Origin of the sequence: Salinicola sp. RZ23 (assembly GCF_003206675.1) — a bacterium.
Lineage (GTDB): Bacteria > Pseudomonadota > Gammaproteobacteria > Pseudomonadales > Halomonadaceae > Salinicola > Salinicola endophyticus.
Map to the genome: position 1 here is coordinate 118,524 of NZ_PZJK01000014.1, position 22,854 is coordinate 141,377.

The 22,854-nt window shown below is 67.8% G+C and carries 21 protein-coding genes; 15 read left to right on the forward strand and 6 right to left on the reverse strand.

What is annotated here, in order from left to right:
* Positions 1-105: 105 nt before the first annotated feature.
* On the reverse strand, positions 106-1,104 hold the full coding sequence (locus DOM67_RS14490; RefSeq protein WP_110677159.1) for a tripartite tricarboxylate transporter substrate binding protein: 999 nt from the start codon (positions 1,102-1,104) through the stop codon (positions 106-108).
* Between the two features lie 213 nt (positions 1,105-1,317).
* On the opposite strand from DOM67_RS14490, the gene DOM67_RS14495 reads away from it, so the two are divergent.
* From DOM67_RS14495 to pcaG, 11 genes are all read left to right on the forward strand, one after another.
* Positions 1,318-2,184, forward strand: a complete 867-nt coding sequence (locus DOM67_RS14495; RefSeq protein WP_110677161.1) for a shikimate dehydrogenase — start codon at positions 1,318-1,320, stop codon at positions 2,182-2,184.
* A gap of 146 nt (positions 2,185-2,330) precedes the next feature.
* The gene (locus DOM67_RS14500) at positions 2,331-3,320 is read left to right on the forward strand and encodes an alpha/beta hydrolase (RefSeq protein WP_110677163.1); all 990 of its coding nucleotides are present in this window, start codon (positions 2,331-2,333) and stop codon (positions 3,318-3,320) included.
* Between the two features lie 146 nt (positions 3,321-3,466).
* Positions 3,467-4,819, forward strand: a complete 1,353-nt coding sequence (locus DOM67_RS20235; RefSeq protein WP_110677165.1) for a lyase family protein — start codon at positions 3,467-3,469, stop codon at positions 4,817-4,819.
* 259 nt (positions 4,820-5,078) lie between these two features.
* On the forward strand, positions 5,079-5,897 hold the full coding sequence (locus DOM67_RS14510; protein ID WP_110677166.1) for a CoA transferase subunit A: 819 nt from the start codon (positions 5,079-5,081) through the stop codon (positions 5,895-5,897).
* Positions 5,897-6,688 (forward strand): CoA-transferase subunit beta, encoded by a 792-nt coding sequence (locus DOM67_RS14515; RefSeq protein WP_106418641.1) that lies wholly within the window; start codon positions 5,897-5,899, stop codon positions 6,686-6,688. Before DOM67_RS14510 ends, DOM67_RS14515 begins: the two co-directional genes overlap by 1 nt.
* Entirely contained in the window at positions 6,685-7,890 is a 1,206-nt protein-coding gene (gene pcaF, locus DOM67_RS14520) for a 3-oxoadipyl-CoA thiolase (protein ID WP_110677168.1), read from the forward strand. Before DOM67_RS14515 ends, pcaF begins: the two co-directional genes overlap by 4 nt.
* A 51-nt stretch (positions 7,891-7,941) precedes the next feature.
* Positions 7,942-9,252 carry a TIGR00366 family protein gene (locus DOM67_RS14525; RefSeq protein ID WP_110677170.1) on the forward strand — a complete coding sequence of 437 codons (1,311 nt, stop codon included), beginning with the start codon at positions 7,942-7,944 and terminating at the stop codon, positions 9,250-9,252.
* A gap of 245 nt (positions 9,253-9,497) precedes the next feature.
* Positions 9,498-10,685 (forward strand): alpha/beta fold hydrolase, encoded by a 1,188-nt coding sequence (locus DOM67_RS14530; RefSeq protein WP_110677172.1) that lies wholly within the window; start codon positions 9,498-9,500, stop codon positions 10,683-10,685.
* An 87-nt stretch (positions 10,686-10,772) separates the two neighbouring features.
* Positions 10,773-11,744: a LysR substrate-binding domain-containing protein gene (locus tag DOM67_RS14535; RefSeq protein ID WP_110677174.1), complete on the forward strand. Its 972-nt coding sequence runs from the start codon at positions 10,773-10,775 to the stop codon at positions 11,742-11,744.
* Between the two features lie 133 nt (positions 11,745-11,877).
* Entirely contained in the window at positions 11,878-12,624 is a 747-nt protein-coding gene (gene pcaH / locus DOM67_RS14540; RefSeq protein WP_110677317.1) for a protocatechuate 3,4-dioxygenase subunit beta, read from the forward strand.
* A 10-nt stretch (positions 12,625-12,634) separates the two neighbouring features.
* Positions 12,635-13,267, forward strand: a complete 633-nt coding sequence (gene pcaG, locus DOM67_RS14545) for a protocatechuate 3,4-dioxygenase subunit alpha (RefSeq protein WP_110677176.1) — start codon at positions 12,635-12,637, stop codon at positions 13,265-13,267.
* 78 nt (positions 13,268-13,345) lie between these two features.
* Here pcaG and codB read toward each other — a convergent pair whose 3' ends face one another.
* Together codB and DOM67_RS14555 are read right to left on the reverse strand one after the other, a co-directional pair.
* Positions 13,346-14,602 (reverse strand): cytosine permease, encoded by a 1,257-nt coding sequence (codB, locus tag DOM67_RS14550; RefSeq protein WP_110677178.1) that lies wholly within the window; start codon positions 14,600-14,602, stop codon positions 13,346-13,348.
* Between the two features lie 303 nt (positions 14,603-14,905).
* Positions 14,906-15,802 carry a helix-turn-helix domain-containing protein gene (locus tag DOM67_RS14555; protein ID WP_110677179.1) on the reverse strand — a complete coding sequence of 299 codons (897 nt, stop codon included), beginning with the start codon at positions 15,800-15,802 and terminating at the stop codon, positions 14,906-14,908.
* 184 nt (positions 15,803-15,986) lie between these two features.
* Here DOM67_RS14555 and pobA point away from each other — a divergent pair, with 184 nt between their 5' ends.
* Entirely contained in the window at positions 15,987-17,171 is a 1,185-nt protein-coding gene (pobA, locus tag DOM67_RS14560; protein WP_110677180.1) for a 4-hydroxybenzoate 3-monooxygenase, read from the forward strand.
* Between the two features lie 172 nt (positions 17,172-17,343).
* Here pobA and DOM67_RS14565 read toward each other — a convergent pair whose 3' ends face one another.
* From DOM67_RS14565 to DOM67_RS14575, 3 genes are all read right to left on the reverse strand, one after another.
* Positions 17,344-18,867 (reverse strand): sodium:solute symporter family protein, encoded by a 1,524-nt coding sequence (locus tag DOM67_RS14565; RefSeq protein ID WP_110677182.1) that lies wholly within the window; start codon positions 18,865-18,867, stop codon positions 17,344-17,346.
* A complete protein-coding gene (locus DOM67_RS14570) occupies positions 18,864-19,103 on the reverse strand; it encodes a hypothetical protein (protein ID WP_110677184.1) in 240 nt (79 codons plus the stop codon). Before DOM67_RS14570 ends, DOM67_RS14565 begins: the two co-directional genes overlap by 4 nt.
* Positions 19,104-19,354: 251 nt before the next feature.
* Positions 19,355-20,263, reverse strand: coding sequence for a LysR family transcriptional regulator (locus tag DOM67_RS14575; RefSeq protein WP_110677186.1), 909 nt, complete (start codon positions 20,261-20,263; stop codon positions 19,355-19,357).
* 107 nt (positions 20,264-20,370) lie between these two features.
* On the opposite strand from DOM67_RS14575, the gene DOM67_RS14580 reads away from it, so the two are divergent.
* From DOM67_RS14580 to catA, 3 genes are read left to right on the forward strand one after another with little or no spacing between them, the layout of a single operon-like run.
* Entirely contained in the window at positions 20,371-21,489 is a 1,119-nt protein-coding gene (locus DOM67_RS14580; RefSeq protein WP_110677189.1) for a muconate cycloisomerase family protein, read from the forward strand.
* 14 nt (positions 21,490-21,503) lie between these two features.
* On the forward strand, positions 21,504-21,794 hold the full coding sequence (gene catC, locus DOM67_RS14585) for a muconolactone Delta-isomerase (RefSeq protein WP_110677191.1): 291 nt from the start codon (positions 21,504-21,506) through the stop codon (positions 21,792-21,794).
* A 57-nt stretch (positions 21,795-21,851) separates the two neighbouring features.
* Positions 21,852-22,823: a catechol 1,2-dioxygenase gene (gene catA, locus DOM67_RS14590; protein WP_110677193.1), complete on the forward strand. Its 972-nt coding sequence runs from the start codon at positions 21,852-21,854 to the stop codon at positions 22,821-22,823.
* Positions 22,824-22,854 lie beyond the last annotated feature (31 nt).

The following is a 22,854-nucleotide window of genomic DNA, read 5'->3' on the forward strand; positions in this document are numbered from 1 at the left end:
GGCGGGGCGGCGCGCGTCTATCGTTTTCAGGCAAGGGCGTTTTCAGGCCCGGGCGCTTTCAGGATCAGACGTCGTCAGGATCAGGCACGTTCGGGCCCGCATGCCTCAGGGCTTGGGGATCCCCACGCTTTCCGGCGAGACCTTGGCCGAGCCGGCTTTTTCCAGGGCCCAGGCGGTCACCGATTGCCAGCGCTTCAGGAACTGCTCGGCCTCCGCGCCCTGCAGGTTGAGCGACTTGGCGCTGTTGTCGGACAGAAAGCGCTGGAACTGCTCGTTGGCCACGCCCTTGGCGTAGGCGTCGCTGAGGGTGTCGACGATCGCCTCCGGGGTATCCTTGCGCACCGCCACGGCCCAGAACGGGCCCCACGGCAGGTAGGCGGCAATGTCGGGCAGCGCCTGGGTGATCGGCGGGGTGTTCGGCAGGCCATCGACCGGCTCGCGGGTGAACACCGCCAGACCCTTGAGCCGGCCGGCCTTGATCTGCTCCTTGGCCGCGGCCAGGCTCAGCGGCATGAAGTCGATATGGTCGCCGAGCATGGCGGTGATGCCGGGGCCGTCGCCGCCGAAGGTGACGCTGCGCACCTTGAGACTATCGACCGAGTTGATCATCGCCAGCAGGGTGCTGGGCAGGCCACCGGCACCGGTGTCGCCCATGCGCAGCTCGTCGGGGTGCTGATGGGCGTAGTCGAGCAGGTCCTGGAAACTGTCGAACGGGCTGTCGGCGGGAGCGGCGATCACCACCAGGCCCTGGGCGATGACGTTGATCGGCTGCATGTCGGCGTAGGTGAAATCGGCCAGGCCCATGATCGGATAGAGCTGCGGGTTCTCGGCGCCGTAGAGCACGGTGTAGCCGTCGGGGCGTTTGTGCATGACCGCGTTCATGCCGATCACGCCGGTGCCGCCGGGACGGTTGTTGAGGATGATCTTGGTGCCCAGCGCCTCCTCCACGTGCGGGGTCAGGCTGCGTGCCACGTTGTCCGTGGCGCCGCCGGCGCCCCACTGGATGATGCCCTGGATGTTGTGCTCGGGGTAGTCCGCCGCGGCCAGCGAGGTCGCCGTCAGTCCAGTGGCCAGCGCCAGCGCCGTGAGGGTGTGCTTGAGCATGGGAGAAGCCTTTTGGATATTGTCTCGGGTGTGTCAGCGTACTGTTGTTCGTTCTGCGAGTGGCGGTGCTCGGGGGGCGAGCACGCCTTGATGGCCGGCCAGCGCCGGGGCGCCCACCCACCGGGTGCCGATTATGCCTGAAAGCCGCGGCCTCTTGGTGGCCGGGTTATCATAACCCTTTGTCTATCATCTCTTCGCAATAGGGGCTCTCACATGCAGTTGGGCTTGATCGGCCAGGCGATCCAACACTCCAGCGCGCCCGATCTGCACCGGCGTCTCGGCCGGCTGATCGGCGTGTCGGTAAGCTACACGCTGTTCGATGCGCTGATCGCACCACCCCCTTCGGTGCCGGCGCAGGTGGATGCGCTGCGGTCCCAGGGCTTTCGCGGGGTCAATGTCACCTACCCCTACAAAGAGCAGGCGCTGGCGCTGGCCGACAGCGCCGGTGAGGGCGCGCGGCTGGTGGGGGCCGCCAACACCCTGATCTTCGGTGCCGACGGGGTGCACGCGGAGAACACCGACTTCACCGGCTTCCTGGCCGGTTACCGCGCCACGCTGGGCGAGCGCGCGCCGGGCCGGGTGCTGATGCTCGGCAGCGGCGGGGTGGGCAAGGCGGTGGCCTTCGGACTGGGCCAGCTCGGCGCCGAGGAGATCCTGCTGCTGGACCTCGACCGTGCCAAGGCCGAATCCCTGGCGGACCAGCTCGCGGCGGCCGGGTTCGCCGCGCGGGCGGTGGCGCCCGAGGCCCTCACTGCGCTGGCCGGCGAGTGCGACGGGCTGGTCAACTGCACCCCGATCGGTCATGAGAAGAGTCCTGGCTGCCCCCTGCCCGGGTCGCTGATCCGCGCTGACCAGTGGATCTTCGATGCCGTCTACGTGCCCGCGCGCACCGAGTTCATCGCCCTGGCCGAGGCCGCCGGCGCCGCGGTGATCAGCGGGGTCAGCCTGTTCGTGTTCCAGGGCGTCGACGCCTTCAAGCTATTCTGGGGCCAACCGGCTCGGGCGGCCGAGGTCGACGCCCAGACGCCGGCCCTCTATCGCCACTATCACCAGCAACTGCTGGGCGGCGCCGGCGGGTGACGGCGGCGACGGTCTGCCCCCACGCCCCGTCGGGATCTGCTCGATGGGGTATCGTATCTCGGCGGGCTCGTCGACAGATCCTCGTGCGACGCGATGGTCGACTGGCGCCATAACGATATCGGCGCCCATGGCGCACGGGAGAGCATATGCATACGCCCACCATCATCCTCTGTGGTGTTGTCGTCTCGCTCGCGGCCGCGGTTGCCTGGCTCTGGTGCTGGCCGGCGCGTACCACCGCGGGCGGGCTCGACTACGCCGGGGTGACGGACGCCCTGGAGCCGGCGCCGCTCGTACACTTCACCGCTCGCGACGGCAACGAACTCGACTATCGTGCGTATCCCGACGGTGACGCCCGTACGCTCGCCATCGTGCTGCACGGCTCCGGCGCCGACAGCCGGTACCTGGAACCGATGGCCCGTACGCTGGCCGAGCAGGGCGTCGCGCATGTGGTGACGCCCGACATCCGCGGGCACGGGCGCAGGCCCGCCCGCCGCGGCGATGTCGACGATGTCGAACAGCCGCAGCGCGACCTGGCCGACCTGATCGAGCACCTGCGCGGGCAATGGCCGGTCGACCGGGTCGTGCTGATCGGTCACTCCTCCGGTGGGGGGCTGGCGGTGCGAATGGCCGGCGGGCGTTTCGCCGGTCTCGTCGACGGCTATGTCCTGCTGGCGCCATACCTCGGCCACAAGGCGCCGACTTCGCGCGCCGGCGCCGGTGGCTGGGCCCAGGCGAACGTCGGGCGAATCGTGCTGATCGAGATCGTCAGTCGGTTCGGGCTCGATTCCGCCGCCGGCTGCAACGTCGTGCGCTTCAATATCCCCGAGTCGCGTCGTGACGAGTACTCGACCCCCGCTTACTCCTACCGCCTGCAGCAGGCGATGGAACCGCGCGACTGGCGCCAGGATCTGGCGGCCATCGAGGTACCAGCGCTGCTGCTGGTGGGCGCGGAGGACGAGAGCATGCACCCGGACGCCTATGGGCCGGCCGTCGCCGACCATTTCGGCGGTGCCGTGGAGGTGCTGGACGGGGTCGGCCATCTCGGTATCGTGCGCGCCGAACCGGCCATCGAGCACGCGGCCCGGTTCATCCGGAGGCTGGCGACCGACGCGATGGCGAAACCGGATACGCCGTGATCGCCGCCGATCCGGGGCCATGTCGGTACTGCCCGCGCCGCTGGGCATGACCGTGCCGCGCTTGCCCTGTCGACGCGCGCCGACCTAGCATGGGTGCGTATCACGAACATTCGTTCGCCACGCGATGCGCGCCGGGAGATCCCTCCATGTACGACACCCTGTTCCGCCACCCCTTCATGAGTGCCGCCGGCCTCGCCGCCCTCGAGGCCAGTGAGGTCGTCGCGGCGATGCGCGAGGTGGAGCTGGCGCTGGCCGCGGAGCAGGAGGCGTGCGGGCTGCTGCCGGCGGGAACGGCGGACGCGCTCACTGCGGCACTGCCGCTAGCGGCGTTCGATCTGACGGCGCTGGCCGCCGAGGTCGAGAACGGCGGCAATGCCGCCATCCCCTTCGTCAAACAGGCCAAGGCGCGACTGCCGGAGTCGCTGCGGCGGCACTTCCATCGCGGCGCCACCAGCCAGGATATCGTCGACTCGGCACTGATGCTGCTGCTGCGCCCGCGACTGGCGGCGCTGCGCGAGCATCTGGCGTGCAGCCGGCGTGCCGCCTGTGCGCTGATGCGGCGTCACCGGGGGACACCGATGATCGGGCGCACGCTGATGCAGCAGGCGCTGCCGATCACTTTCGGTGCCAAGGTGGCGCAGTGGGCCTGGGGGCTCGAGAGCGCCGACGCGCGCCTGGCAGCGGTGGCCGAGGGCGGGCTCTATGTGCAGTTCGGCGGTGCGGTGGGGGTGCACTCGGGGCTCGACGACCAGGGGCTCGAGATCATGGCCGGGCTCGCTGCGCGGCTCGGGCTGGCGGCGCCGCTGCTGCCGTGGCACACCGACCGCCAGCCGCTGCTGGCGCTGATGGGGGCCCTCGATGCCGTCGCGGTGGCGGCGGAGAAGGTGGCGCTGGATATCGCCCTGCTGTGCCAGAGCGAGGTGGCCGAACTCAGTGAGCCCGCCGCCGAGGGGGTGGGCGGCTCGTCATCGATGCCTCACAAGCGCAATCCGGTCGCCTGCGCGCGCATCCGCGCCGCCGCGCGTCAGGTACACGCGGCCCATGCCACCGTGGTCAACGCCGGGGCCCAGCCGCTGGAGCGCGGTCTCGGCGAGTGGCATGCGGAGTGGGCGCCGCTGCTGGATGGGGTGCTGCTGGTGGAGGGGGCACTGGGTTCGCTGGCGCCGCTGCTGGCGGGGCTGGAGGTCCACGTCGAGGCGATGGCGCGCAACCTGCGCCTGAGCGGCGGGGCGGTGCTGGCGGAGCCGGCGGCGCGTCTGCTGGGGGAAGCGCTGCCCAGCGCGACGGCCCAGCGGATCGCCCGCGAGGCCGGCGAGACGGCGCGCCGCGAGCAGCGTGATTACGCCGAGGTGGTGCTGGCCCAGCCCGAGGTGGCGGCGGCGGTGGAGGACGCGACGCTCGATGCCGCTGCGTTGCGTACCGCGCTGACGATCGACTTATACATTGGTAGTAGCGAGGCCCAGGTCACGCGCGTGCTGATGCGCCTCGATTCCTCCTAACTTGCTGTTCTGCAAGATATTGTCGACGCACTTCAGCGAGTCGGCAACGATCTCGGCGAGGCCTCCATGGAGGCCTCTTCGCGTTGTGCGATTGACCGTGGGTCACGGTGGGGATAGCGTGTTCGTATCACAAACCGATGTTCGCAATGCGAACATTTGCCAGTGTCACTGGGGATATCGATACCCACCAAGGGCCGCGCTGGCGGTCGCTGGTTTCCCGTCACCTGACAGCCCATCACCTAACAGGGAGTCGCGCACGATGGCCGAATTCCTCTCGCTCCACGACGCCGTGGCGCGTTACGTCGAGGATGGGGCAACCCTCGCCATGGAAGGGTTCACCCATCTCATTCCGTTTGCCGCAGGGCACGAGATCATCCGCCAGGGGCGGCGCGAGCTGACCCTGATCCGCATGACCCCGGATCTGATCTTCGACCAGATGATCGGCGCCGGCTGTGCCCGTCGCCTGATCTTCTCCTGGGGCGGCAACCCCGGCGTGGGCTCGCTGCACCGCCTGCGCGACGCGGTGGAGAAGGGGTATCCGCAGCCGCTGGAGATCTTCGAGCACAGCCACGCCGCCATGGCCTGCGCCTTCGAGGCCGGCGCCGCCGGTCTGCCGCTGGCGGTGCTGCGCGGCTACGTGGGCAGCGACCTGCCCAAGGTCAATTCGCAGATCAAGTTCATCGAGTGCCCGTTCACTGGTGAGCGCCTGGCCGCGGTGCCGGCGGTGCGCCCTGACGTGGGTATCGTCCACGCGCAGAAGGCGGACCGCGCCGGCAACGTGCTGGTGGAGGGGATCATCGGCGTGCAGAAGGAGGTGGTGCTGGCGGCGCGCCACAGCATCGTCACCGTCGAGGAGGTGGTCGACGAGCTGCAGGCGGGGCCCAACGCCTGCGTCATTCCTGGCTGGGCGATCGATGCCATCGCCGTGGCCGAGCAGGGCGCCTACCCCTCCTACGCCCATGGTTACTACCCGCGGGACAACGCTTTCTACAAGGCCTGGGATGAGATCGCCCGCGACCGCGAGGACTTCGCCGCCTGGCTCGAGGAACATGTCTACCACGCTGGAGGAGCTGCCTGATGAGCCTCGACTACACCGCTGCGGAAATGATGACCGTCACCGCCGCCCGGGCGCTGGCCAACGGCACCACCTGTTTCGTCGGTATCGGCCTGCCCTCCGAGGCGGCCAACCTGGCGCGCCTGACCCATGCCCCGGAGGTGGTGCTGATCTACGAGTCCGGCACCCTGCAGACCAAGCCCAATGTGCTGCCGCTGTCGATCGGCGATGGCGAGCTGTGCGAGACCGCACTGACCACCGTCTCGGTGCCGGAGATGTTCCGCTACTGGCTGCAGGGCGGGCATGTCGACGTCGGCTTCCTGGGGACCGCGCAGATCGACCGCTACTGCAATCTCAATACCACTCTGATCGGTGACTACCGCGAGCCCAAGGTGCGGCTGCCGGGTGGCGGCGGAGCCCCTGAGATCGCCACCAATGCGGGTGAAGTGTTCATCACCGTCAAGCACTCCCGGCGCACCTTCGTCGAGGCGGTGGACTTCGTCACCACGGTCGGCTTCGGACGCGACGGCCGCGCGCGTGACGGCGTGCCCAATATCGGCCGCGGCCCGACCCGGGTGATCACCGATCTGTGCGTGATGAAGCCCGATCCCGAGACCAAGGAGCTGGTGGTGGTCTCGCTGCACCCTGGCGTGACCGCCGAGCAGGTGCAGGAGGCCACCGGTTGGGAGATCCGATTCGCCGAGCGGCTCGAGACCACCCCCGAGCCCGGTGCCGAGGAGCTCAACGTGCTGCGCGAACTCAAGGCTCGCACCGCACGCCACCACGCCGGCAACGAGACGGGAGCGCAGGCATGAACGAAGTGTTTCTGTGTCGCCCGCTGCGCTCCGCGGTGGGCCGCTTCGGTGGCGCCCTGGCGAGCGTGCGCCCCGACGATCTGGCGGCGCGGCTGTTCGAGGCGGTGCTGGCGCAGCATCCGCAGCTCGATCCGGCGGCGATCGATGACGTCATCCTCGGCTGTGCCAACCAGGCCGGTGAGGACAACCGCAGCGTGGCGCGCATGGCGGCGCTGCTGGCGGGGCTGCCCACCAGCGTGCCGGGTTCCACCATCAACCGTCTGTGCGGGTCGAGCATGGACGCCATCGGCACCGCGGCGCGGGCGATCCGTGCCGGCGAGGCCGAGCTGATCCTCACCGGCGGCGTCGAGTCGATGTCGCGTGCGCCCTATGTGATCGGCAAGGCCGGCTCCCCCTATGCGCGCAATCAGCAGATGGAGGACACCACCATCGGCTGGCGCTTCGTCAATCCTCTGATGGAGAAGCGCTACGGGGTCGACTCGATGCCCGAGACCGCCGAGAACGTGGCCGAGCAGTTCCGTATTTCGCGCGAGGACCAGGACCGCTACGCCTACCGCTCGCAGCAGCTGACCGAGGCGGCGCAGGTGGCCGGCCGGCTGGGCGAGGGGATCGTGCCGATCGAGATTCCGCGGCGCAAGCAGGCGCCGCTGATCTTCGACCGCGACGAGCATCCTCGCCCCGAGACCACGCTGGAGGCGCTGGCCAAGTTGCCGACGCCGTTCCGCGAGAACGGTAGCGTCACCGCCGGCAACGCCTCCGGGGTCAATGACGGCGCGGCGGCGATGCTGGTGGCGAGCGAAGCGGCGCTCACTCGCTTCGGGCTCGAACCCATCGCGCGCATTCACGGCATGGCCACCGCCGGGGTCGAGCCGCGCATCATGGGCATCGGCCCGGTGCCGGCGACGCGCAAGCTGCTCGCGCGACTCGGCCTGAGCCTCGATCGGATGGATGTGCTCGAACTCAACGAAGCCTTCGCGGCCCAGGTGCTGGCGTGTGCCCGCGAGCTCGGCGTGGCCGACGACGACCCGCGGCTCAACCCCAACGGCGGCGCCATTGCGCTGGGCCATCCGCTGGGCATGTCGGGGGCGCGCATCATCAGTTCGGCGGCCTACGAGCTGGCGCGCAGCCGCCAGCGCTTCGCGCTGTGCACCATGTGCATCGGCGTGGGGCAGGGCATCGCCACGGTGATCGAGCGGGTGTGACGCCCGCCAGCAACTACCCATAACGACAACCCGATAACAGAGGGAACCTCGATGCAAGCGGTGACGCAGTTTTCCGTGCGTCTGGTGCAGCGCTATCTGCCCAGCGCCTTCGTGCTGGCGGTGATTCTCACCGCCATCGTCTTCGTGCTCGGCATCGTGCTCGGTGAGCGTACGCCGCTCGACATGGCGCAGTACTGGGGCGAGGGCTTCTCCTCGCTGTTCAAGTTCGGCATGCAGATGGTGCTGGTGCTGCTGACCGGCTACGTGCTGGCGCTGACGCCGGTGATGCAGCGCCTGCTCGGCGCGCTCACCCGGCAGGCCTCGACGCCGCGCCAGGCGCTGGCGATCACCATCGTGGTCAGCTTCGTCTGCTACTACCTCAACTGGGGCTTCGGCATGGTCGCCGGGGCGATCCTGGCCCGCGAGATGGGGCGCCGGGTGGCGGTGCACTTCCCGCTGATCGTGGCCGCCGCCTATGGTGGCGAACTGGTACGCGGGCCCTCGACCTCGATCCCGTTGGTGATCGCCACGCCGGGCCACTTCATGGAGGATGCGATCGGCATCGTGCCGGTCTCCGAAACCCTCTACGCCAGCTGGAACATCGCCCTGACGCTGGCGCTGCTGGCCCTGCTGGTGGGCTTCTTCATGCTGCAGAAGCAGCCGGAGCATATCGTGCGCCTGGAGGCGGCGGACCCCGCCGAGGAGGCGCCGGCCCAGCGCGGCGACGGCAGTTTCTCCGACTGGCTCGAACACAGCCGGCTGCCGACGCTGTTCCTGGGTCTGCTCGCCGCGGTCTATCTGCTCGGTGAGGTGGTCAAGGGTGACTTCAGCATCAATCTCAATACGGTCATCCTGATCTTCTTCACCCTGGGGCTGCTGCTGCACCGCAGTGCGGCGGCCTACCTGGGCGCGGTGGAGAAGGCGGTGGGCGCCGCCCGCGGGATCATCGTGCAGTTCCCGCTCTACGCCGGGATCGCCGGCATGATGACCCACGCCGATCTGGTCACCCAGTTCTCCCAGGCGATCATCTCGGTGGCCTCGCGGGAGACCTTCCCGCTGTGGACCTTCCTCTCCGCCGGGGCGGTCAACTTCTTCATCCCCTCCGGGGGTGGCCAGTGGGCGATCCAGGGGCCGATCATGATGAAGGCGGCCTACGCCCTCGGCGCCGACCCCGCGCGCACCATCATGGCGTTCACCTGGGGCGACGGCTGGACCAACCAGATTCAGCCGTTCTGGGCGCTGCCGCTGCTCGGGGTGGCCGGACTCTCGGCCCGCGACATCATGGGCTATCTGTTGATCTGGCTGGTGATCTCGGGCGTTGCCATTGCGGGGACTTTCGTCGCCCTGGCGGCTTTCGCCTAGGCACTGTCTGAAAAGGACTGCGCTCGGCAATACGGCGTTAAAAATCGGCTCACTGAACAACGTTCAGAAGGTCCGTAGGACGGCCCGAAGGGCGAGCGGAGCGAGTCACATGCTCATTTACACTGCGTAAACTCCGCTCTTTCGCCTATTTTCGCCTTGTCTTGCCCACGCTCGTCGACTTTTCATACAGCGCCTATGTTCTTTACGCCAACTGCCTGCGCGCACTCGAACCAAGGAGCCTCGTCATGCCTTTCGTCACGCTCGATGACCGCACCGTCGCCTATCGTCTGCTCGGTGGCGACACCCAGCCGCTGCTGCTGCTGGCCCACCCGCTGGGGATGAGCCAGGCGGTGTGGGACAGCGTCATCACCCCGCTGACTCGACGCTTCCGCGTGCTCACCTGGGATCTGCCGGGACACGGCGCCAGCGCCGGCTGGCCCGCAGCGCGGGGCGAGATCACCCCGGCGGCGCTGGCCGCCGAGGCCCTGGCCCTGGCCGATCTCGCCGGGGCCGAGCGTTTCCATTTCGCCGGCACCTCGATCGGCGGCGTGATCGGCCAGCAGCTGCTGAGCGCGCATCCCGAGCGGCTCTACTCGGCGACCCTGACCAACACCGGCGCGGTGATCGGCAGTGCCGAGATGTGGCAGACCCGCGCCGACCGGGTACGCAGCGAGGGGCTGGCTGCGATGAGCGCGGAGATCGTGCCGCGCTGGTTCGCGCCGGCGAGCGTCGAGGTCGACCCCTCCCTGGCCGCCGGCTGGCGGGTGGCGATGTCGCGCAACGAGGCCGAGTCCTACGCGCTGATGTGCGAGATGCTCGGCCGCCACAGCTTCGTCGGGCGTCTGGGCGCCAACGCCGGTGAGGCGACGCAAGCGGTGCCGCTCACGCTGGTCGGCGGTAGCGAAGACGGCGCCACGCCACCGGCGACCCTCGCCGCGCTGGCCGAGGAGTGTGGTGCCGAGGCCCCGACGATTTTCGAGGGCGTGGGCCACGTGCCCTCGCTGGAGGCACCGGCACGCCTGGTGGAGTTGCTGCTGACACGGCTGTCACCGGCCGCATCCAAGGCGCAGGGCGTCGATCTCGCCACCGGCATGGAGACCCGTCAGGCGGTGCTCGGCGCGGACCACGTCGCCCGTGCCGCGCAGCAGGCGACCTCGCTGGACCGGCCGTTCCAGCAGATGATCACCCGGCTGGCCTGGGGGGAGCTGTGGAGCGATCCCGATCTCGACCATCGCGAGCGCAGCATGATCACCACCGCGATTCTCGCCGCGCTGGGGCGCGAGGAGCTGGTGCTGCATCTCAAGACCGCCAAGCGGATCGGCCTGAGCGAAGCCGAGCTGCGCCAGGTACTGATGCACGTGGCGGTCTATGCCGGGGTGCCGGCCGCCAACCACGCCTTCGGCCTGGCCAAGCAGCACGGCTGGGGCGGTTGACGCCCCCACGCGGCTGGGCTCTCATCGTGGCTGATCGCCATCCGGGCCCGCCGCGGCCCGCGTGAATCCCGCTTCAGGAGTGCCGTGATGCTCAATGCCCGGGTCAAGCTGCGCCACCTGATGGCGTTCCAGGAGGTGGCTCGGCTCAACAGCATGGCGCGGGCGGCGCAGACCCTCTCGATCACCCAGCCGGCGATGTCGAAGACCATCCGCGAGCTCGAGGAGATTGTCGGTGCGGCGCTCTTCGCCCGCAGCCCCTCGGGGGTCACGCTGACCGCGGCGGGCTCGATGCTGCTGCGCCATGCCGGCCCGGCGCTGCGCAGCCTGGATGCCGGCTTCCGCGCGGTGCACCAGACCAGCGCCCAGGCGGTGGTGCGTCTCGGCGCGCTCTCCAGCGTCGAGCAGGGGCTGCTGCCCCGGGCGCTGGTGCGGCTTGCCCAGACGCTGCCCGGGGTGCGGGTGCAGGTGACCACCGGCTCTAGCGCCTACCTGCTCTCGCGGCTGGGGCTCGGCGAGCTGGAGATGGTGGTGGGGCGGATGAGTGAGGCACGCGAGATTCGCGGGCTGCATTTCGAGCCGCTCTACCACGAGCCGCTGGTCCTGGTCGCGCGCGCCGGTCATGCGCTGGTGGCGGCGGAGGTCGATATCGATGCCGCGGCGCTGGCCGAGGCCGCCTGGGTGATTCCACCCGAGGCCACCACACTGCGCGAGCAGGTCGAGCGCTTCTGGGTCGAGCAGGGCGGCTGGTGCCCGCCGATCGCGCTGGAGACGCTCTCGCTGTCGCTCAGCCGGCGCTACGTGCTGGCCACCGACGCGGTGTGGGTGGCGCCACTGGACGCGGTGCGCGAGGACCTCGCCGCCGGCGTGCTGGTGCGTCTGCAGGTGGCGCTGGAGGCCCATGGCGGGGCGCTCGGCCTGTGCACCAATCTATCGCTGCCGCTGAGCGCCGGGGCCGAACAGCTGCAGGCGTGCCTGAGAGAGATCGCCGCTGAGGTGAGTGACGCTGACGTTGACGACGCCGAGGTGAACGCCGACGGCCAGACGCCTTTCGATCTTTGAGCGCACCTTGAGCTTTGACCGATCTTCGACCTTTGCCCGATATAGCCCCCCGGTTATGTCCGGGCGCGAGGCTTTCACTTGGCAGGCGGTGGTGGTGGGGGAGAATGGAGCCATCGACGAGCTGGAGAGGCCCATGCCCCACAACGACGACACGCGCTTCGTGCCCCGCGACCGCAACTGGCACCCCCCGGCCCACGCCCCCGGCTACAAGACCAGCGTGGCGCGCTCGCCGCGCCAGGCGCTGGTCAGCCTGGTCGCGCCGACGCGCTCCGAACTCGCCGGCCCCGACTTCACCCGCCTGCGCCTGGGGCCCCACGACAACGACCTGCTGCTCAACTTCCGTGAAGACCCCGCCCTGGCGGGCACGGCCGGCCTGCCCATCGGCGAGCGTATCCTGCTGTTCGGCCGCGTGGTGGATCAGTTCGGCAAGCCGGTGCCGCAGACCCTGGTGGAGATGTGGCAGGCCAATGCCGGCGGCCGTTATCGGCATAAGAAGGATCGCTATCTCGCCCCGCTCGACCCCAACTTCGGCGGCGTCGGGCGCTGCCTGAGCGACGCCGACGGCTGGTACCGCTTCCGCACCATCAAGCCCGGCCCCTATCCCTGGCCCAACGACGTCAACAGCTGGCGCCCGGCGCATATCCACGTCTCGGTGATGGGACCCTCGATCTCCACTCGGTTGATCACCCAGATGTACTTCGAGGGCGATCCGCTGATCCCGCTGTGTCCGATCGTCAACACCCTGCGCGACCCGGAGGCGGTCGCCACCATGACCGGGCGCCTCGACATGGCGCGCAGCCGCAGCATGGACTGCCTCGCCTACCGCTTCGATCTGGTGGTGCGCGGCGCGGTGCAGACCTATTTCGAGAATCAGGGGTAAGGAGTCCGTCATGCATCAGCCCAATTCGCGCCCGCTAGCCGACACCCTGCTCAAGGAGACAGCCTCGCAGACTGCCGGGCCCTATGTGCATATCGGCCTGGCGCTGGAACTCGCCGGCCTGCCACCGCGCGATGAAGAGATCGGCCCGCGGCTTGCCGGCGACGGCGCCAAGGGCGAGCACATCGACCTCGTCGGCCGGGTCATCGATGGCAATGGCGACACCGTACGCGATGCGCTGCTCGAGGCCTGGCAGGCCGACGCCGATGGCGAATACCAGTGCCAGTTCGATCTCGCCGCGCCCTTCAACAGCTTCGGGCGCAGCGCCGCCACCGCGGAGAACGACGGCGAGTGGCGCTTCGCGACCCTCAAGCCCGGGGCGGTGGCACTGGCGGATGGCCGGCGCATGGCGCCCCACGTCAACCTGGCGATCTTCGCCCGGGGCATCAACATCCAGCTCCAGACCCGGCTCTACTTCGACGACGAAGAGGCCGCCAACGCCGCCTGCCCGATCCTCAATGCGATCGAATCCGTCACCCGGCGCCAGACCCTGATCGCGACCCGGGAGACGCGCGAGGGGCGTCCCTGCTACCGCTTCGATATTCGCCTGCAGGGTGAGGGCGAGACGGTGTTCTTCGATTTCTGACACCTGGCGGTGGCATGATCGCTCTGGCATGCCGTGCCCTGGGTCCAGCCCGCTATCCCGGCACGGGTGAGTGCCATGTCACTCCTTGGCCGGGCTCGGCAGCGTGGCGTTGAGGGGCAGCTTCAGCAGCACGGCGTAGCTCGCGGCCGCCACGATGACACCCACCAGCGGCGGGAGTAGCGGCGAGAAGTAAGCCGCCGCGGAGGCGATCGCATAGGCGGCCAGCCCGGTCCAGTTGAAGGCGGGCAGGCGGACCTCGGCCAGCGCCGGGTAGCGGCCTTTGTGGTTGAGCCAGAAGTCCGCCATGATCACGCCGCCGATCGGTGGGATGAAGGTGCCGAGTAGCACCAGGAACGGAATCAGCAGGTTGTACATGCCGCCCACGGCCAGCACGGTACCGATGGCGGCGCCGGTCACGGTGACCACCCGGCGCTTGTCGGTACGCAGCAGGTTGCAGCCGGCCACGGCGAAGTTGTAGATGGTGTTGTCCTGGGTGGTCCAGATGTTGAGGAACAGCATCAGCACGGCCAGCGTCACGAAGCCCTGGGCCAGCATGACATCGACGATATCCGCCTGCTGATAGATCATCGCGCCCAGCGCCCCGGTCAGCACCATCAGGCCGTTGCCGACGAAGAAGGCGCCCAGCGTCGCGATCACGGCGACCCTGGGGGTACGGGCGAAACGGCTCCAGTTGGTGGCCTGGGTGCCGCCGCTGATGAAGGTGCCGATCACCACGGTGATGGCCGCGGCGACGCTCATGCTCGTGCTGGGCGTCTGACCCGCCAGGCCGGAGAGCCCGCCCACGTCCACCATGCCGGTGTAGAGGCTGATCAGGATGAACAGCAGCATCGCCGGTACGGCGACCCGGGACAGCAGGTCGAGCCCGCGAAAGCCGATCATCGCGGTGACGCAGAAGGCCATGCCGAAGAGCACCATCAGCGGCGTCTCCAGCGCTGCCGACAGGCCCAGCGTCTTGACCAGCACCACGGCGATGGTGGCGGTACCCCAGGCGTACCAGCCGATCTGGGTGAAGCCGAGGAGGGCGTCGGAGAGTTTGCTGCCCACCTCACCGAAGCAGAAGCGCCCCATCAGCACCGAGTTGAGACCGCTCTTGCAGGCGATGTAGGCCAGAGCCGCCGCATAGGCGCCCAGCAGCAGGTTGCCGATGAGGATCACCCACAGCAGCTGGCCGAACGAGAAGGCGCTGCCGAGGGAGCCGCCTGCCCACATGGTGGCGGTGAAGAAGGTGAAGCCGAGTAGCACGGCCGAGGTGGAGAGCAGCCCCTTGCGTTCGCTGTCGGGTACTTCGCTCAAGGGGTAATCTGAGGTTTCCATGACGTTCTCCGCATGATGTTCGCCTGAACAGTAGTGTGTCCCCTGCCTGAATCCTCCATGAAGCAAGGTGCGTTCCACTATTCGCCGGATGACCAAAGACGGGGTGCGGTTGTCGGTTTTCGATCGCTGGCGTGTCGATAACGCGTGTCATCCGCACGAGCGGCTCGCGGCGGGGCGAGTCGGGTCGGCGGGCGCACGCGGTTCATGCACCATCCTGGTTCGCTAAATGCACCACTCAGGGGCGTGGCTCTCCGCGTGCTGTGACAAGAAGGGCTGGTAAAGCGAATGTTCGAGGCCGGGCGCTCATCCCCGCGCATCGCTGCGCTGGCGAAAGGCGCGCGGCGTCATGCCGGTGCCGCGCTTGAAGAAGCGCGTGAAGTAGGTGGGTTCGGTGAAGCCCAGGCGCTCGCCGATCTGGGCGATGCTCTGTTGGGTATAGGTGAGCTGGCGCTTGGCCTCCAGCAGCAGCCGTGCGTGCAGCAGCTGCAGTGCACTGTGGCCGGTGAGCCGCCGGCACAGCGCGTTGAGATGGGCGTCGCCGATGCCCAGTTCGGCCGCCAGTTCGGGAATCGAGGGCTGGTCGGCGAAGTGGGTCTCGATCAGTTGCCGATAGCGCTCGAGATGACGCTCGCCGCGCTCCTGGCCGGCCCTGGGGAGGCGCTGGCGGCGTCTGGCGCGGCGCCATAGCTGCAGCGTCACCGCCTCGATCAGGGTCGTCAGCATCGCCTCGCGATCCTCCTGGGTGCCCCCCGGCGCGCGCCGGTACTCGCTATCCAGCAGTGCGATCAGCTGTGCCAGCGGCGCGGCCTCGGCCTGTGCCGCCAGCGGATAGTGAGTGGCGGCGTCGAGCACCTCGGCCTGGGGCAGGCGTTCGCGTAGGCGCGCCACCAGCGGCTGCGCCAGGGTGACGATATGCCCCTGGGTCTGGGGCGAGAAGCGAAAGCCGTGAATCACGGTGGCCGGCACGCAGATCATGGCCGGCGTGTCGATGGCGGCCTCGAGGTCGCCCAGCTGCAGCTCGACCTGGCCCTCGCGCAGCAGCAGCAGGTGCATCAGATCGGCGTGGCGGTGCGGGCGGATATGCCAGGCATAGAGCCGGCTGCGCTCGGCGATGGTCTCGCAGTGGAGCAGGTCCGGGGTGGGCCAGTGGCGAGTCTCGCCGTAGAGCTGATAGGTGGGAACGGGCGGTGAAGTCACCATGCTGATAGCCCTCGGGTCGTGGCGTGCTGGGGTCTCTCCCGGGATCAGACTAAAGTCAGGTGCCTATCCGTGGAAATGATCATTTTGGCTAGGAATCTTGCCTTATTCGAGGCTCTTCGATGGCGAACAATGGTGATGAAAAGTGCCATTTCGGGCTGTGGCCCGCCATTGGAGGAGAGGCATCATGCGCACGCAAGTCGCGATCGTCGGCGCCGGCCCCGCCGGCCTGCTGCTGGGACAGCTGCTATATCGTCACGGTATCGATAACGTCATCGTCGAGCGGCGCTCGGCGGACTATGTCCTGGGGCGTATCCGCGCCGGCGTGTTGGAGCAGGGGATGGTCGAGCTGCTGCACCAGGCCGGGGTCGGGGCACGGGTGGACGCCGAGGGAATTCCCCACGACGGTTTCGAGATGGCGCTGGGCGAGCGCCGGGTGCGCGTCGATCTGGCCGCGCTGACCGGGGGAAAGCGAGTCACCGTCTACGGCCAGACCGAGGTCACCCGCGATCTGATGGCGGCCCGGCGTGAGGCCGGGCTGACCACCCTCTACGACGCCGAGGAGGTGGCGCTGCACGGCATCGAGAGCGAGTCGCCCCATCTCGAATGCCGCTACAACGGCGAGTGGATGCGCCTCGAGTGCGACTACATCGCCGGCTGCGACGGCTTCCATGGCGTCTCGCGCCAGTCGATCCCCGCGACGAAGCTCACCACCTTCGAGCGTGACTATCCGTTCGGCTGGCTGGGGCTACTCGCCGATACCCCGCCGGTACACCATGAGCTGATCTACGCTCGCCATGAACGTGGCTTTGCGCTGTGCAGCATGCGCTCCGCCGAGCGCAGCCGCTACTACCTGCAGGTGCCCGCCGGCGAGCGGGTCGAGGCGTGGTCGGACGACCGTTTCTGGGACGAGCTGTCGCGCCGGATACCGCGGGAAGTGGCAGCGCAGCTGGTCACCGGGCCGTCGCTGGAGAAGAGCATCGCGCCGCTGCACAGTTTCGTCGCCGAGCCGATGCAGCACGGGCGGCTGTTCCTGGCCGGCGACGCCGCGCACATCGTTCCCCCCACCGGCGCCAAGGGGCTCAATCTGGCCGCCAGCGACGTGAGCGTGCTGCATCGACTGTTCGCTGCCATCTACCACCAGGGGCGCACCGATCTGATCCCGCGCTACTCGCCCACCTGCCTGCGCCGGGTATGGAAGGCCGAGCGCTTCTCCTGGTGGATGACGCGTCATCTGCACGACTTCGGTCAGCCGCTCGACTTCGACGAGCGGGTGCGCCAGGCGGAGTTCGACTACAGCCTCGGCTCCCACGCCGGCCTGACCACGATCGCCGAGAACTACGTCGGCCTGCCCTACGAGACCCTGGAGTAAGGCACTGCCGTCCCGAGGAGAGGCTGGGGGAGAGGAGAGGCTGGGGGAGAGGAGAGGCTGGGGGAGAGGAGAGAGAAACGAGAAGGCGCTGAGACGAACACGCCTTCGCCAGTGGCGAAGGCGTGTCCGGTAGGCGACGCGGAGGGGCGTTGGTGGGACGCGATCTGGGCGCTCAGACCGCGCGGGCCGCTGCCGCCGACGGTGGGAAGGCGATGATCTCTTCGGCGCGCTCGCGCTGGGCCGGGGAGGCGCCGAACAGCAGCGAGCCCCCGACGCACAGCAGCAGATTGAGCGACAGCCCCCAGAGCCCGCTGAACACCCCCAGCGGGCGGTAGCCGGCGAAGGTGAAGGCGGCCGCCAGGATAGTGCCGGCAAGCATGCCGACGAACACCGCCTGGGTGTTCAGACGCCGCCAGTAGAGGCCCAGGATCAGCGCCGGGGCGGTCTGGATCAGCACCTCGAACTTGAGCACGAAGATCTGATAGAGCGTGCCCGGCGGATACCAGGCGATCAGCACCAGCACCACCACCGCGGCGACACCGACCAGCTTGCCCACCAGGATCTTGCGGTACTCGCTGGCGTCGGGGGCGACGTAGCGGCCGTAGAGGTCGTGGGAGATGATCGAGGAGAAGGTCAAGAGCACCGAATCCGCGGTGGAGACGATCGCCGCGATCACCCCGCCGAACAGCAGCACCATGGCCCAGTAGAAGAAGGCGTTCTGGTTGGCCAGGGCGTTGGCGAGCATGCCCACCAGCTGCTCCGACTGCGCCGTGGTGAGATCGGGAAAGGCGCTGATGCCGATGATGCCGACCATGAACACCACGCCCGCGGTCAGAAACGGCATGTAGGCCATGCGGATGAACGAGCGCTTGAGAGTGCGTTCGCTACGCGCGGAGAAGATACGCTGGAAGGCGTGGGGGTAGATCGCCGCGCCGATCCCCACCAGCACCAGTAGGCAGAACCAGGTGGTCAATGCAGTGCCCGTGGGCGCCCCCAGCTTCTGTGGCGCGTTGGCGGCCATGGTTGCGGCGGCGCTGGGCAGCCCACCGAGATAGATCAGCGAGCCGATCAGCAGGGTGAACACCCCGAACAGCAGCGCCAGGCCCTGAATGGTGTCGGTATAGGCCACCGAGCGCATGCCGCCGAGCCAGCTGTAGGCGACCATGATCACGATGAAGAAGATCACCCCGACCTGATAGGGGATGGTGCCGCCGGTGAGCCCCGAGACGCCCTGACCGATGGCCACGAACTGCTCCAGCAGATAGTTGCCGAGGCCGTAGAGCATGAGGATGGCGGCGAGTACGCTGACCCGCTTGGAGCGGAAGCGCAGGTCGATCCAGTCCACCGGGGTGAGCAGGCTGAAGCGCCGCCCCAGCGAGTAGAGCCGGGGGGCGAAGAACAGATACACCATGATGATCATGATGAAGAACGGCACCGACACCAGGTACTGATAGCCCAGGCGGTAGGCCGTCGGCGGATAGCCGACCACGGTGTTGCCGCTGTACTGGGTGGCGAAGAAGGTGAAGAACAGCACCATGGCGCCGAGGCCGCGTCCGCCCAGATAGTACTCGTCGAGGCTTTCGCGCACGCCGCGGTGGCGCAGGAAGGCGAACAGCCCCACCGCCAGCATCAGGCCGCCGTAGAGCCCCAGGACCAGAATCCCCGACCAGCCGCCGAAAGCGAGCTCCATGTTCATCGCTCATCCTCCGTCTCGTCGGCGCCGGTATCCCACTGACACAGCACCACCCAGGTGATGAACATCGACAGCGCCAGCGACACCGCGATGATGATCAGCGCCCAGTAGGGAATGCCCCAGAACAGCGGCGACCAGGACCCGGCCGGAAAGTACCAGGGCGTGACCAGGGTGAAGAGCACGCCGAAGCCGATCCACACGGCGGGCTTTTTGACCGGTTCGGTAATCCGTTTTTTCATGTGTTCCCCCGATGGCGTGCGTGCGTCGGCGCACGACGAATTCGACCGTGGACTATAGCCAGCGCGTTTGCGCCCTGGCTATTGACGTTCGGCAAAGCGAGGCTTCGCGACGGGCGAACGCTTACGACCTTGGTGGAGGGTGTCGGTGGCGGTCGGGAGAGTCGTGCTGGCGGTCGGAAGGGTGGCTAGGCGTCAGGTGGATGTCAGCTGGACGCCGGATACGCCGACCGCTGTCGACCACTGTATCCGGGCTATCCGTCGGGGGGGAAACGTCCGCTGAGCCGGTTGCCCCACAGCGCCTTCAGGATATCGTTGGTCATGGCCATCGCGGGCGTCACGGGCTCTCGCCGACGACTGCAGATGATCGGCGAGGTGATGTTCTCCTCGGCCAGGCGGGCGTAGGCCACCTCGCGGCGCTGCATGCGCATGACCTGCTCCGGCACCAGGCTGAAACCCAGCTCGGAGGCGACCAGCCCCAGTGCGGTCTGGAGTTCGTTGGTTTCCTGGATCACCTGTACCTTGAGCCCGCGCAGGCGGAACAGGCTGAGGATCGTATCGGCGTAGCTCGGGCGTGGCGCGGCCGGGTAGATGATGAGGGGATAGGCGGCGAGCTGAGCCAGTGTCGGGCGGGTGCCCACCAGTGGATGCCCTGCTGGCAGGGCGGCGACGATCGGCTCGTCGAGCAGGATCTCCTGCACCACGTCCGGATCATCGACCCAGAGGCGGCCGAAGCCGATGTCGATGCGGCCGGCCTTGAGCGCCTGTACCTGACTGACCGTGGTCAGCTCCAGCAGCAGGAGTTCGATGTCATCCTTTTGTCGCAGTCGGCGAATCAGCTGTGGCAGCTGACCGAACAGCAGAGATCCCACCAGACCGATCCCGAACACCTGGTGCCCGCGCCGCGCCATGCGCCGCGTGGCCGTCACGGTGGTATCGACCTTTTCCAGAATCTGCAGCGCGTGCTCGAGGAAGAACTTGCCTTCGTGGGTCAGTGTCAGCCCACGTGCCCGGCGCGTGAATAGCGGTGCCCCCAGTTCTGTCTCCAACTGCTTGATTTGCCGAGACAAGGGAGGCTGCGCCATATGTAGTCGTTGGGCCGCGCGGGTGAGGTTGAGCTCCTCGGCGACCGCACAAAAGTAGCGTAGCTGACGCAGTTCCATGCATACCTTCAAAGTATGGGAAAGAACCCAAACGATATTTTTCGCCGCTCGTGGGCGCAATCAGACTTAGGTCACTTCACTGGCCATCGTCTGGACAAGAGGCGCCCATGCCCCCCGTCATCTCTTCGATCTCCACCCAGCTCGTCGATCTGCCCACCATTCGGCCGCATCGGCTGTCCATGACCACCATGGCCCGCCAGACGCTGGTCATCGTGCGCCTGCGCAGCTCCGATGACATCGAAGGTGTGGGTGAAGCCACCACCATCGGCGGGCTGAGCTACAGCGCGGAGAGCCCTGAGAGCATCCAGTGCAACATCGATGCCTGGCTGGCCCCGCTGCTGATCGGTCAGCCGGCCGACAACCTCAATGCGCTGATGGCCCGCCTCGACCGTCACGCGCGCGGCAACGCCATCGCCCGCTCGGCACTGGAAACGGCGCTGCTGGATGCTCAGGGCAAGCGCCTCGGCGTCTCGGTGGCGACGCTGCTGGGTGGGGCGGTGCATGACCATCTCCCGGTGCTGTGGACGCTGGCCAGCGGCGATACCCGCAAGGACATCGACGAAGCCTTTCAACGACTGGACGAGCGCCGTCACTGCCAGTTCAAGCTCAAGCTGGGTGCCAACGCCTTGGGTGAGGATCTGCGTCATACCGAGGCGATCTGCGCGGCACTCGAAGGGCGCGCCGGTGTGCAGGTCGATATCAATCAGGCCTGGGACGAAAGCACTGCCGTTCAGGGGATCTCCGCACTCGAGGCGGCCGGCGTCGCTCTGATCGAACAGCCGATTCCCGCCCGCCAGGTGTCCGGGCTCACGCGTCTGGCCAACCGTTTCCGAGTGCCGATGCTGGCCGACGAAGCCGTTCAGGACGCCGGCGATGGCCTGACACTCTTGAACGCCGGTTTCAGCGGTGCTTTCGCGCTCAAGATCGCCAAGGCCGGTGGGCCACGCGGCGCGCTCAAACTGGCTCACCTGGCGCGGAGTGCGGGTGTCGGCCTCTACGGCGGCACCCTGCTCGAAGGCACCATCGGCACCGCCGCCTCGCTGCACGCCTGGTCCACACTGCCGTCGCTCGAGTGGGGTACCGAGATGTTCGGGCCGCTGCTGCTGCAGGACGACATCGTCACCGAGGGGCTTTGCTACCACGAGTTCGGCGTCGACCTGCCCAGCGGTCCGGGCCTGGGGATCACCCTCGATGAAGACCGGCTGCGCTTTTACACCCGCCCCTGATCCGGAGAAGTCCCATGCTGTTTCACGTCGAAATGCGCGTTCATCTGCCAAGTGACATGCCCGAAGCGAAGGCCGCCGAGATCAAGGCGACCGAAAAGGCTTACTCCCAGACGCTGCAGCGAGAGGGGACCTGGCGTCATCTGTGGCGGGTGGCCGGCAGCTACTCGAACGTCAGTATCTTCGATGTCGAGGACAACGAGGCCCTGCACCGCATCATCAGTGGTTTGCCGCTGTTTCCCTACATGGAGATTCAGGTCCGTCCGCTGTGTCGTCATCCCTCCTCGATTCGTGACGACGACAGCTGATCGATCAACAGGCCGTCTGACCGTGGCACATTCAAACGACACAAAGAGGTGATACCCATGAGCGTGAAGATCTTCGATACCCCTGAGGTACAGGACTTTCTGGCCAAGATCAGCGGGCTGGAAGCGTCGGGTGGCAACGCACGGTCCAAGCAGATCGTGCATCGTCTGGTGAGCGATCTGTTCCGACTGATCGACGATTTCGACGTCACCGAGGAGGAGTACTGGGCCGCCGTCAATCTGCTCAATGCCCTCGGCAGCCAGACCCAGTTCGGTCTGCTCTCGCCGGGCCTTGGGTTCGATCATTTTCTCGACATGCGCCGAGACGCCATCGACGCCGAAGCCAAGCGCACCGGCGGTACGCCACGCACCATCGAAGGCCCGCTATACGTGGCCGGCGCCCCGGAAGCCGAGGGTTTTGCCCGCATGAGTGATGAGGCCACCGAAGGCGAGACCATGTGGCTCACCGGCCAGGTGCGCGACGTCGACGGCACGCCGATCCAGGGCGCCAAGGTCGAGATCTGGCACGCCAACGACAAGGGGGGCTATTCGTTCTTCGACCCGTCGCAATCCGAGTACAACCTGCGCCGCACCCTCTATACCGACAGCGACGGCCGCTACACCGCCCGCAGCGTCATTCCCTCCGGCTATGGCGTCCCCGGGGGCTCGCCCACCGATGTCGTCCTCACGTCGCTGGGGCGCCACGGCCGACGCCCGGCGCACATTCACTTCTTCATCTCGTCGCCCGGCCACCAGCACCTGACCACCCAGATCAATCTGGCCGGCGACCCCTACACCTTCGACGACTTCGCCTTTGCCACCCGCGAAGAGCTGGTGATCCCCGCCGAGCGCATCGAGGACGCCGACGAGATCCAGCAGCGCGGACTGGAGGGGCCTTTCTCGCAGGTGATATTCGATATCGAGCTCGCCCCGACCGATGAGTCGGCGTTGCAGACGCGTCACGCCAGACCGCGTGCCAAAGAGAACGCCCACGATCTGGCGAGCCAGCTGGCCGGTACCGCCAAGGTCTAGGTTGCCCACTGGCGTCACGGCCCAACGTCTT

What these genes read in the sequence shown, in the direction of transcription:
- DOM67_RS14510 (WP_110677166.1), top strand. Translation starts at nt 5,079, where the DNA reads ATGGCCGAATTCCTCTCGCTCCACGACGCCGTGGCGCGTTACGTCGAG.
- DOM67_RS14525 (WP_110677170.1), top strand. Translation starts at nt 7,942, where the DNA reads ATGCAAGCGGTGACGCAGTTTTCCGTGCGTCTGGTGCAGCGCTATCTG.
- DOM67_RS14515 (WP_106418641.1), top strand. Translation starts at nt 5,897, where the DNA reads ATGAGCCTCGACTACACCGCTGCGGAAATGATGACCGTCACCGCCGCC.
- catC (WP_110677191.1), top strand. Translation starts at nt 21,504, where the DNA reads ATGCTGTTTCACGTCGAAATGCGCGTTCATCTGCCAAGTGACATGCCC.
- DOM67_RS14530 (WP_110677172.1), top strand. Translation starts at nt 9,498, where the DNA reads ATGCCTTTCGTCACGCTCGATGACCGCACCGTCGCCTATCGTCTGCTC.
- DOM67_RS14570 (WP_110677184.1), bottom strand. Translation starts at nt 19,103, where the DNA reads ATGAAAAAACGGATTACCGAACCGGTCAAAAAGCCCGCCGTGTGGATC.
- codB (WP_110677178.1), bottom strand. Translation starts at nt 14,602, where the DNA reads ATGGAAACCTCAGATTACCCCTTGAGCGAAGTACCCGACAGCGAACGC.
- DOM67_RS14490 (WP_110677159.1), bottom strand. Translation starts at nt 1,104, where the DNA reads ATGCTCAAGCACACCCTCACGGCGCTGGCGCTGGCCACTGGACTGACG.
- pcaG (WP_110677176.1), top strand. Translation starts at nt 12,635, where the DNA reads ATGCATCAGCCCAATTCGCGCCCGCTAGCCGACACCCTGCTCAAGGAG.
- DOM67_RS20235 (WP_110677165.1), top strand. Translation starts at nt 3,467, where the DNA reads ATGTACGACACCCTGTTCCGCCACCCCTTCATGAGTGCCGCCGGCCTC.
- DOM67_RS14565 (WP_110677182.1), bottom strand. Translation starts at nt 18,867, where the DNA reads ATGAACATGGAGCTCGCTTTCGGCGGCTGGTCGGGGATTCTGGTCCTG.
- catA (WP_110677193.1), top strand. Translation starts at nt 21,852, where the DNA reads ATGAGCGTGAAGATCTTCGATACCCCTGAGGTACAGGACTTTCTGGCC.
- DOM67_RS14495 (WP_110677161.1), top strand. Translation starts at nt 1,318, where the DNA reads ATGCAGTTGGGCTTGATCGGCCAGGCGATCCAACACTCCAGCGCGCCC.
- pcaF (WP_110677168.1), top strand. Translation starts at nt 6,685, where the DNA reads ATGAACGAAGTGTTTCTGTGTCGCCCGCTGCGCTCCGCGGTGGGCCGC.
- DOM67_RS14535 (WP_110677174.1), top strand. Translation starts at nt 10,773, where the DNA reads ATGCTCAATGCCCGGGTCAAGCTGCGCCACCTGATGGCGTTCCAGGAG.
- pobA (WP_110677180.1), top strand. Translation starts at nt 15,987, where the DNA reads ATGCGCACGCAAGTCGCGATCGTCGGCGCCGGCCCCGCCGGCCTGCTG.
- DOM67_RS14580 (WP_110677189.1), top strand. Translation starts at nt 20,371, where the DNA reads ATGCCCCCCGTCATCTCTTCGATCTCCACCCAGCTCGTCGATCTGCCC.
- DOM67_RS14575 (WP_110677186.1), bottom strand. Translation starts at nt 20,263, where the DNA reads ATGGAACTGCGTCAGCTACGCTACTTTTGTGCGGTCGCCGAGGAGCTC.
- DOM67_RS14500 (WP_110677163.1), top strand. Translation starts at nt 2,331, where the DNA reads ATGCATACGCCCACCATCATCCTCTGTGGTGTTGTCGTCTCGCTCGCG.
- pcaH (WP_110677317.1), top strand. Translation starts at nt 11,878, where the DNA reads ATGCCCCACAACGACGACACGCGCTTCGTGCCCCGCGACCGCAACTGG.
- DOM67_RS14555 (WP_110677179.1), bottom strand. Translation starts at nt 15,802, where the DNA reads ATGGTGACTTCACCGCCCGTTCCCACCTATCAGCTCTACGGCGAGACT.